Genomic DNA, 10,127 nt, shown 5'->3' with positions numbered 1-10,127 from the left:
TGTCTCCATTTGAATGAAAACAAAATCATACGTTTCGGGAAAGCTTAATTGAATGTGGGGTTTATGACGCGCTTACTAACGGTGGAGGAGTTCACAGGCCGATAATTTTGGTGAATAGCAATACTTTCAAAACGGCTCACCAATTATTGTGAGCCGTAAAGAAACGTCCACTAACTATATGTGTTTACTTCAAGTACACATTGATACCGTTTTTGTAAGTACTAAGCACTTCTATCTCATTAATTTTGTCTGGAGATACCGTTAGTGGGTTGTCTGATAAAATCACCAGGTCAGCAATTTTTCCAACTTCAAGGCTGCCTTTGAGATCCTCTTCGAAGTACTGGTATGCAGCATTTATTGTAACTGATTTAAGTGCTTCGTATGGGGTCGCTTTTTGATCATTTCCTAGAGTTTTTCCTGAGCGAGTTCGACGATTAACAGTGTTATACATCAACCTGATAATGTCCGGATCCACTACTGGTGAATCATTGTGAGTAGTGTATTGAATACCAAGGTTGGAGGCTGATCGAGTAGGGCTGATACGTTCAGCTCTTTCGATGCCGAATACTTCGTCTATATGCCAATCCCCCCAAAAGAAAGTATGAGCGGAAAAGAATGAAGGTATCATGTTGTAGCCAACCATTCGCTCTAGTTGATCATCTCGCGTTGTTTGTGAGTGGATCGATACGGGTCTAATCAATTCGAAGTTATCAGACTCCAATGAAATGTCATCTAGAGCATCCAAAAGCAAATCAACGGAAGCATCACCATTTGTATGAATGATAAATTGTGTTCCGGAGTCCAAATAACCCCTAAGCTTCTGTTCTAAAAAAGACTTTGTTAGAGAGGCATATCCAACATAATCATTAGACTCTCCTATTGGTGGGTTTAGGTATGGCTGCGTCATGAAAGCGGTTTTCCCCTGCGGTGAGCCATCCAATATCATCTTAACACCTGCAATACGGAAGTGATTAGCGTACTCTTGTGATGTTTTATACCCTTCAATTCCAAGCATTGTATAAGCATCCCATGTTGGGTAAGCCGCTACATCAAGAAATAGCACATCTTTATTTCCCATCGCTTCATATAGACGAATAGATTCAGGTGAAGCCGCACCATCTTGAATTGTCGTAATGCCAAAGCTTGCGTAATAATCTTGTGCCATGTTGAATGCATTTATGGTGTTTTCCGGTGTTTGGGGAGCAGAGTTTAGTCCTTCCATAGCCAAATACATTGCAGTTTCTTCGAGTACACCATTAGGGGTATTGGTTCCTTCAATGCGAACGATCTTGCCTCCAGCAGGGTCTTCAGTTGTTTCATCGATTTCAAGTAACTCTAGGGCTTTGCTATTAACTACTGCTAGGTGAAATGAAACATGGACAATTACTATTGGAATCTCGGTACTCACTTGATCTAAATCGTAACGAGTGGGGTGAGTTTTTTCTGCGAGTAGTGAGTCATCATAACCAGTCCCCACCAACCACTGATCTTCAGCGAGTTCTTTATCTTTCCAGAACTCTTGCATAGTTTGTACTAGTAACGGAATGGAGTCGCTAGTTCCAACGGGGGAAGGAGATAAGTTTGCGAAGTTGATACTTTGCGCAACCATTGCAAAGTGGCCGTGAGCATCAATAAAGCCAGGTACAATAGTGTTATTTTTTAAGTCGATTAGCTCAACTTCGGAATCACTATAGTTTGAAACAGGCACATCTATACCAACTATTTTTCCGTCTTTTACTGCTAGGGATGTACCTGTCGTACGATTTCCATCCATTGTGATTACATGACCGTTGTAGAAAACGGCATCAGCAGCTATTTTTTCATTTTTATTACTAGAACCATTACACGCGACTAAGCCGAAAGCACATAGTAAGGTTATGGGAATCATTATTTTCTTGTTCATTAAACACTCCATATTCAGATGATTAGAAAACAATATTGACGCTAACCATTTAGTTGACTCTTACCTAGTACCAGTTTTTTTTTACCGCGTGACAGATTTGCACATTAAGTGTGCAAAGCGGCGGCTACATTAGAAGTGGGCGTTTGGAAGGAAGGGAAGAGTAACGGTCGGAAGTAGAATATCAATGAACATTATTGAATAATTTGTGACCGCGTCACAAAACGGATCACGCCGGCTCTATGATGGAATTGTCCAAGGGTGTGTTGACTCAGACTAGGCTACACGTCTTTGTCGAGTAGACGACACCTGTTACCAAGTGTCGTCCCTCTAAGAACCCAGCATGCAACTTTCACCGCACTAGGCTCAAGCCTTCACGAAAGCACCGTTTGGCACCCAGCAACTTATAAAGCAGTGAGAGTAGGTTCATGCCAAGAGTTACGACATTGCCTTTTTGACTTTCTCTTCGCCAAGTATTCTTGGTATTGAGGGTCAAAAGGTGTTGCGGCACTCCTAATTTTCACATGTCTCTCTATTGGGTTATGTCGCAAACAGGAGTGCTGAGTTAGGATCTCCGTCAGCACTCATTACCTTTAGCATTATGACTATCAACTTTTCCTGTCGCCACTTTCCTTCCGACATCATCCTCCAGGTTGTTCGCTATTACGTTTCTTATAAACTCAGCTACCGTGAAATCGAAGAGATGATGGCAGAACGGGGGATCCATGTTGATCACTCAACCATCAACCGGTGGGTCATCAAATATGCGCCATTGTTGGAGCATCGTGCTCGCGGAAGAAATAAGCCTGTCGCCTCTTCGTGGCGGATGGACGAAACTTACATTAACGTCAAAGGTCAGTGGAATTATTACTACCGAGCCGTTGACAAGTACGGCAATGTCATTGATTTTTTATTGTGTGAACACCGTGATGAGAAAGCCGCTCGCGCCTTCTTTATGAAAGCAATAGGCCATAACTGATTACCAGAAAAGGTGGTTATTGATAAGAGTGGTGCCAATGCGTTAGCGCTGCATCATATCAACGTCCAACTCTGGCTAACAGGAAGGATGCTCAACCTGATTGAAGTGCTTCAAGTTAAGTATTTGAACAACCTGGTCGAGCAAAGCCACCGAAAAGTGAAAGGTAAGATGCATCAGTGCCTGGGATGGAAATCTGATGAAGGAGCCCAAGCCACACTCGCTGGCATAGAGCTGTGGTCGATGATTAAAAATAGACAGTTTGACAACCCTGATGGTTTATCAGTTTGGGGTGAATTCTACGCACTTGCAGCCTAATTGCATCTGGAAATCGGTACGCTTGTGCATCAGCATAACTTTGCGACATAACCGGTTTTCGGCTGGTCTTGCATTCCTGAGGGCTCTCTTCCCACTTGCCGCAAGGAAAGTGTCGGTAGCTGAACCATACTCCGTATGGGTGAATACATCAGTGTTGCTATCATAATGTATCCTGCAGGCCATACAAGAGTCATTCTCTGCATCGTAGTTTGCTAGGTAAACTCGACATCCAGCTTCAATAGCTCGTATGGAAAACTGTCCATGATAAGCAAATTCTATTTAGGGGGTATCTTCAATCGTTGGCAGCCCAAAATAATTCTGACTGACATTCCACTCTTCCAGCAATCCGTACTGCATTACAAACTCTTTATAGGGATAAAAGCCATCATACTGGTTCACCAGCGACACTAGTTCTTGGTGAAGACTATTTTTTATTCCTTGATAATCCTTATCGTCAACCAGATTCCTGCGCTGCAAGGGGTCTAACTCATTGTCATATAGAAGAAACTCATCTCCTGTCGCCATACAGGCATAGGTATAGCGCTTATTTCTTATGCCTCGCCACTCTGAGCCGCCACGCCAATAGGCCTGGTGACAGGCAATATGATCGGCTAGGTAACATGCTGATTGGCCCTGCGCACCGGGATCAAAAAACAAGCCTGCCAGCTTCTTGCCATCAATTGACTTATTATCCTTCGCAAGATCAAATTCGAGCCCCATCATTTGCATGAGAGAGCTTGGCAGATCAATAAGCCCTATTAATTCATCCGACCACAGCTGCTTAGTGTGTCCCTGCCAATAAACCATCAAGGGGACTCGAATTGATTCATCATATGGCCACTGTTTGTTGGTTGCCCCTTGGCTACCAAGCATATCGCCATGATCACTGGTATATACGACAATGGTATTGTCGAGTTGATTCGTCTCTTCTAAGGTTCTTAGCAAACGCCCAAACTGCTCATCCAGTGCAGTAATATGCGCATAGTACCCCCTTAATGATTGCTTGAGCCCTTGCTCATCCAACTCTCGCCCGGGTCGGTAATAGGCTGGGATTGTCACATTTCCCCTGAGTTCGGGATCTAAATCTTGATAAAGTACTTTATACCTATCAGGCACCTGATCATAAGGATCATGTGGTGGGCCCCATGAGAGCACTAGCCCCCATGGCTCAACCAAGCTATGGTCTTTAATGAATTGAATAGCCAGGTCGGTTTGATTTTCTGGCTCATAGCCATCAATTTTATGGTAACGGTTCTGCTCATCATGATAATAGCTGTCCATATAATCATGAGTACAGTTAGCCACCTTCCACTCGCAAAAACCTAGTCGATGATCCTCAGCAATCGCTGCATCTCTAGGAATGCCTGCCAAATGCCACTTGCCAACATAACCGGTATGATAGCCCGCATCATTCATCAGGTGGGCAATACTTTGTACCTGATGGTCAATCGCCAAGTCATTGGATATCGCCTTATGCCTGACAGGGGTCAACGCCGTTAAAAGTGAGCCCCGTGCTGGTACACACACCGGAGTGTTTGATATGCAATGACTCATCACTGCCGCCTTGTCAGCAAAGGCATCAAAATTCGGTGTAAGCACCTCTTTATTACCCATATAACCAAGGTCACACCACCGATGCTGGTCAGAAAATACCAACAGTAGATTAGGTTTTGTATCACTAAAGTTCATTACATCCCTCATAACATAACGCTGCATGGGTTCTATCCAATGCAATATCAAAAATATAGCTACCTGCAGCAAAACGCTGTGCGGGCTGAGAAGGCAAGATAACCTGTGCATGGGTGTTTTGCGGTATGGTCACCTCCCAGATGATCTTTCGCTCCTGCCGAGTCCAACGACTCACTATCTCACCATGTGGACATTCTAGGCTAACGTCCACATACTCCAGCGATTGTGGGAAGACAGGTCTGAGTATAAACTCTTGAAAGGAAACACTATTATCTGACAAGCGTATCCCACCCAGCCCTTGATAGAACCAAGCATCATAGCCTGAATGGAACGGGTGATTTAGCGAACGTACTGGTCCACGTACTCCATTTGGGTCATAGTCGCATTTGCGTTCCCACAGCGTGGTACCGTTCAGCTCATCAAACAGATAGGAGAAACCAGGAAACCCATTCGCCTTAAAGATATTCAACGCCACATCTTGGTGCCCGTAGTCACTCAATGCCAGGTATAACCATGATTGACCAAGCGCTCCGACTGACGAATGCCCCTGCCAATTATCGGTAATATCTCGGCTCAAAGCTTCTGCTACGGCTTGGCGAAAACCAACGGGGGTGATATCGAAGGCTAGAGCCATCGCTGTTGCCGTTTGACTGCCATAATTTTGCAGCTCTGCGGAATAGTATTTGTGATGAAAACTCGAGCTAGTCCGGGTAAATAACTGACGATATAATACCGACTCAGCATGCTTGCCTAATACCTTCGCAATCTGGCTCATACTGCTGGCAGCTTTCACCAATAAAGCGGTACTGGTGATCTCAACCGCTGTCCACTGAGAAACACCTCGCCCACCAGACCTTGACTCTCCTGGATAGCTGACGGGATCACACCAGTCACCAAAGCCTTGATTGACAATATTATCTTGTAGTTGGGAGTGGGCATAACTCATGAATTCATCAAGATTTTGATATTGGTTTTCCAGTACCTGTATATCTCCATAATGACGATAGTGCTCCCATGCGATGAATACCTCTGCCACCGCCCAGTCAATTTTCTCCCCTCCGGTCCTTTTTCCTGGCACCACAATGGGGGCAAGATATTCCGTGGTTTGAAAATCTATCAAATACTTGCGCCAAAATGTCTCCATATCAAAGTTGAAGTTGGCGGTGTTTAGTGAGGCATGTGCATCCCCGGTCCATCCAGCCTTTTCACGATTAGGGCAATCAAGAGGCACGCCGATAAGGTTACTCTCATAGGTCCACAGCGCAGTATCATGAATGCGATTAAGCCGCTTATCAGAACAATCAAAGTGGCCAACTCGTCTAACGCTGCTGCGGATCAGTTGTGCTGATAGCGCCTCAAGGGCTGGCCGCTTAGTCAGCCCTGTCACCTCAATATATCGAAAACCATGCCAGGAAAATGAAGGGGTCCAATCCCTGATGGAAGCCCCACCGGCTCGATAGCCATCGACAGCGTTCAGGTGCGTCGCCCATCCTCCCATACTTAGCTGGCTAATATTGCCTTCAGCGTCAGCCCATTCAGCGTATCTGAGATACAGGGTTTGCTTTGGAACTAAGTCTAATAAAGCAAGGTTTAAGGTGGGGATGCCGGTAAAGTTTTGTCCAAAATCGAACACCCAGACACCTGCCTTCGGTTGAAATAAGGCTATTGGTCTGATCTCTCGAACAGCCTGTACAGGTGGCTGCAGCTGTGGCTCTAATGCAATTGTTGGCCACTGAACCAAGCAGGTTGCCTGACTCCAGCCATGCTGATCCATCGGGGTGGCCTCATTCCAGGATGGGAGGCTAGCACTTGCATCAAAAAACTCACCACTAAATATTCCCTCTTTGAGCACCGCAGATGGCCGGCACAACCACTGTTCATCGCTGACGATGGTTTCGCTGGTACCATCTTGATACTCAAGCTTTAGCTGTACAATCAGGCTAGGCTGGCCATAGGAGTATCCATGACTCTGCTGATTGGACTGTAGATCATCCGGATTCTGCCAATGGCTAAATGCAATCCCCTCGTCATACCAACCGCTGCCAAGATGAATGGCAATCGCATTGTCTCCAGACTGAAGCCATTCAGATATATCATCAGAGTTATAGAGAATACGCTTATCAAAATCAGTTTGACCGGGATCCATAATTCGCTTAGATACCTTGTCACCATTAACGAAGATCTCATAATAGCCAGCTGCGGTACTATATAACTTGGCCCGTAGCACTTCTTTGCTGAGCCGGAACTCACGTCGAAACAAGGTTGCTGAACGCTTATTTTTCAACGCTTGTTTGGCTGGAGCCTCATGCTGACCATCTTCGGTCTCAATATGCGATACTAACTCTATCCATGACGATAAGGCGAACTGATTTGGTGCAACATATGGCTCTGCTGTAATCCACCTTGCCTGCCAATCACTGCGATTCGATAAGCCATATTCAAAATACTCAACACTACTCCACTGTGAAGCTACCGTTTTACTTGCATCCCAGACCCTCACTCGCCAAAATAGCCGTTTGCCAGCAGGAAGAGGCCGCCCCTGATAACAGACATTTCGCGACCGATTGCTGGCTACCTTGCCACTGTCCCAAATAAGGCTAGAATCGCTCTCAAAATCTTGCGGATCCAGCCCAATCTGGAGCTGGTAATGTGATTGAATCGCTACATTTGCTCGCCAAGAGAATCGTGGGGTTGGGTTATGAATATTGAGTGGCAAAACCACCCCTTCAACCAGCAACAAACTAGGCGCAGGCTCATTGCATGAATCGGTACATAAACTTGTCACAGAGCAATCACCAAGCTCGGTATATGAACTCAGCGGCTGCGGTAAAAACTCACTTTGCATACTATTACCGTAATGTTGATGTAGAGCATGAGTGCATCTACCCAAGTGTATTGAACAGATATTTGGTAAGCCCACGCTCTATTAAAACCTGATACTTTACCTAGACCATATTTTCAGCAGGCGCTGCTTCTTAGACTTCTTCAATGTTCAATTTGACTGACTTAACCAACAGTAAGCCCACCATCCACCACAGCATCTTACCGCCGCCGCGAAAATAATCACTAGTATTGCTGGTAAAGGTTCGAAAGATCCATCCAATTGCAATCAAAAATAGGAAGTAGATTCCAACAACTATTTGTATTTATATCTATGTTGATCCTTCTAGCTCAACGCCATAATCTGTAAAAACTTGTCTGTATTGATTACCGGGGTTATCTCACTGTTTTTGCGGATATATAACCCCTTTTCCAATATCGAAATCTTACTAAGGTTTTAGTGGTGTTCACTATTAGATATCGGAAGGGTTTGGCATGAATTTTAGTAGTTTTGCAAAAGCGGGCAGGATGGGTATCTCATTCAGCGATAAAACATTTAGCTGACCAATCAAGCCTACGGATACGCAGGCTTTTTCGGTGTTGATCTTACATCGCTCGGGGTTTCCTTAAAGATCTGCTTAAACTTGGTGGCAAAGTAGCTACTATCCTGATAGCCAACATCCAGTGCTATATCAGTAATTGAACGCTCGCTATATAGGATCTCAGCGTAAGCTTTGCTCATACGGGTGTGGTGTAAGTACTGATTGAAGTTCATTCCCGTCAGCTTTTTTACCCCGCCTGACAGTTTACGTGATGTGAGTGCAAGGCTCTCTGCAACATCATCGATCTCGTTGATTGCTGCGTAATGCTCCTGAATATAGGCTAGCCCATAGGTGAGCTTGTCTTCATTGCTGAGTAGGTGGGTACTCCTGATCTTGCCACGCCAAAGCTCAATAACGATTTGCTGAAAGAGTGCCTGCGTCAGGATCCTTGACTCATCACTGTCACGATGAGCTTCAACGTGCAAGCGCTCAATCAAGCATGCCACATAGCTAGCCGTTTTCTCATCAATAAACCAGCCCGGCTCTGGACTATTGGGGTTGGGCATAAAGCGCTTTAACTCAGTGCTCATCGGCAACTCATCGCGTTTAAATAGAATGTTATTTATGCATAAGCCGTTCACACCTTCAAATAGGTGCCTGTCGTGTTTTTTTATGTAGCATACGTAATTACGGCTAAGGTGCATTGGCACATCATTGACAACATGAGTACCCGCACCCTGAGAGATAATAATGATTTCTTCAAATGCGTGGGCATGCTCTGGGCATGGCTTTTGCGGGGAGCGAAGGTAGGTGGTGATATTGCTTCTAGAGTTTAAGAAAAAATCCCTTGATTTTAGATAGATCATTGCGCCCCCAAGCCTTTGAAATTAATCTCAAAACAACGGCCTTGATACTTTTAATATTCGATACGAAATAGTATTTCCTTTAGTGCAAAAAAAACGTGTCTAAAGCGTCATTTCGACAAATTTCTCGGCTAGGATTTGCAATCACACAATGATTAACAAGTGCTCCCTTACCTTTGATTCGCTCACTAGGGTTTTGTCGCAAAGTTATGCTGAAGTACAAGCGTACTGATTTCCAGATATAATTAGGCTGCAAGCGCATAGAATTCATCCCAAACGGATAAACCATCAGGGTTGTCGAGCTGTTCATTTTTAATCATCGCCCACAGCTCTATTCCAGCTAAACTGGCCTTTGCACCTTCGTCAGATTTCCAGCCCAGTGCCTGGTGCATTTTCCCTTTTACTCTGCGGTGGCTTTGTTCAACAATATTGTTCAGGTATTTCACTTGAAGGACTTCAATTAGATTGAGCATCAAACCATTCTGCCAAAGCTCAACATTGAGATGATGCAGTGCCAATGCGTTGGAATGACAGCCGTCAATCACCACCTTTTCGGGTAGCCCATGTTGGCCGATGGCCTTTTGGAAAAAGGCTCTCGCTGCCTTTTTATCTCGCGTTTCACGCAGTAGAAAATCAATCACATCACCGTATTTATCTTCGGCTCGATAGTAATACTTCCACTGACCTTTGACGTTAATATAAGTCTCATCCATCCGCCACGAAGAGGCGACAGGTTTCTTTCTTCCGCGAGCTCGATGCTCCAGCAATGGCGAATATTTGATGACCCATCGGTTGATGGTTGAGTGATCAACGTGGATGCCCCGCTCAGCCATGATCTCTTCGATCTCACGGTAACTGAGTTTATAAGAAACGTAATAGCGAACAACCTGGAGGATTATATCGGAAGGAAAGTGGCGACCGGAAAAGTTGATAGTCATAATGCTACCTGATTACCACCGAGCCTCAGCTAATTTAAGTAAACGTTGAGGCATCGGTGCTGTTTGAATACCTGAATAAAT

Annotated in this window: 5 protein-coding genes and 1 pseudogene; 1 reads left to right on the top strand and 5 read right to left on the bottom strand. The window is 44.8% G+C overall.

Annotation, left to right across the window (positions count from 1 at the left end):
• Window positions 1-184: 184 nt before the first annotated feature.
• Complete coding sequence (locus NHN17_RS24555; RefSeq protein ID WP_255045297.1) at window positions 185-1,903, bottom strand: amidohydrolase; 1,719 nt, start codon at window positions 1,901-1,903, stop codon at window positions 185-187.
• Between the two features lie 598 nt (window positions 1,904-2,501).
• Between NHN17_RS24555 and NHN17_RS24550 the strand changes: the two are divergent.
• Window positions 2,502-3,194, top strand: a pseudogene (locus NHN17_RS24550) (IS6 family transposase).
• Between the two features lie 279 nt (window positions 3,195-3,473).
• Here the strand turns inward: NHN17_RS24550 and NHN17_RS24545 are convergent.
• The 4 genes from NHN17_RS24545 to NHN17_RS24530 all read right to left on the bottom strand — a co-directional run bounded on the left by NHN17_RS24545 (window position 3,474) and on the right by NHN17_RS24530 (window position 10,046).
• Window positions 3,474-4,883 carry a sulfatase family protein gene (locus tag NHN17_RS24545; RefSeq protein WP_255045296.1) on the bottom strand — a complete coding sequence of 470 codons (1,410 nt, stop codon included), beginning with the start codon at window positions 4,881-4,883 and terminating at the stop codon, window positions 3,474-3,476.
• Entirely contained in the window at window positions 4,873-7,728 is a 2,856-nt protein-coding gene (locus NHN17_RS24540) for a family 78 glycoside hydrolase catalytic domain (protein ID WP_255045295.1), read from the bottom strand. Before NHN17_RS24540 ends, NHN17_RS24545 begins: the two co-directional genes overlap by 11 nt.
• Window positions 7,729-8,277: 549 nt before the next feature.
• Entirely contained in the window at window positions 8,278-9,111 is an 834-nt protein-coding gene (locus NHN17_RS24535; protein ID WP_255045294.1) for a helix-turn-helix domain-containing protein, read from the bottom strand.
• 242 nt (window positions 9,112-9,353) lie between these two features.
• Window positions 9,354-10,046 (bottom strand): IS6 family transposase, encoded by a 693-nt coding sequence (locus NHN17_RS24530; protein ID WP_255045292.1) that lies wholly within the window; start codon window positions 10,044-10,046, stop codon window positions 9,354-9,356.
• Between the last annotated feature and the right edge of the window lie 81 nt (window positions 10,047-10,127).

Source organism: Photobacterium pectinilyticum (assembly GCF_024357955.1).
GTDB classification, from domain to species: domain Bacteria; phylum Pseudomonadota; class Gammaproteobacteria; order Enterobacterales; family Vibrionaceae; genus Photobacterium; species Photobacterium pectinilyticum.
This window is presented reverse-complemented; position numbering and strand designations above follow the sequence as displayed.

Coding starts and splice junctions, on each gene's coding strand:
- NHN17_RS24545 (WP_255045296.1), bottom strand. CDS start 4,883: ATGAACTTTAGTGATACAAAACCTAATCTACTGTTGGTATTTTCTGAC.
- NHN17_RS24530 (WP_255045292.1), bottom strand. CDS start 10,046: ATGACTATCAACTTTTCCGGTCGCCACTTTCCTTCCGATATAATCCTC.
- NHN17_RS24540 (WP_255045295.1), bottom strand. CDS start 7,728: ATGCAAAGTGAGTTTTTACCGCAGCCGCTGAGTTCATATACCGAGCTT.
- NHN17_RS24535 (WP_255045294.1), bottom strand. CDS start 9,111: ATGATCTATCTAAAATCAAGGGATTTTTTCTTAAACTCTAGAAGCAAT.
- NHN17_RS24555 (WP_255045297.1), bottom strand. CDS start 1,903: ATGAACAAGAAAATAATGATTCCCATAACCTTACTATGTGCTTTCGGC.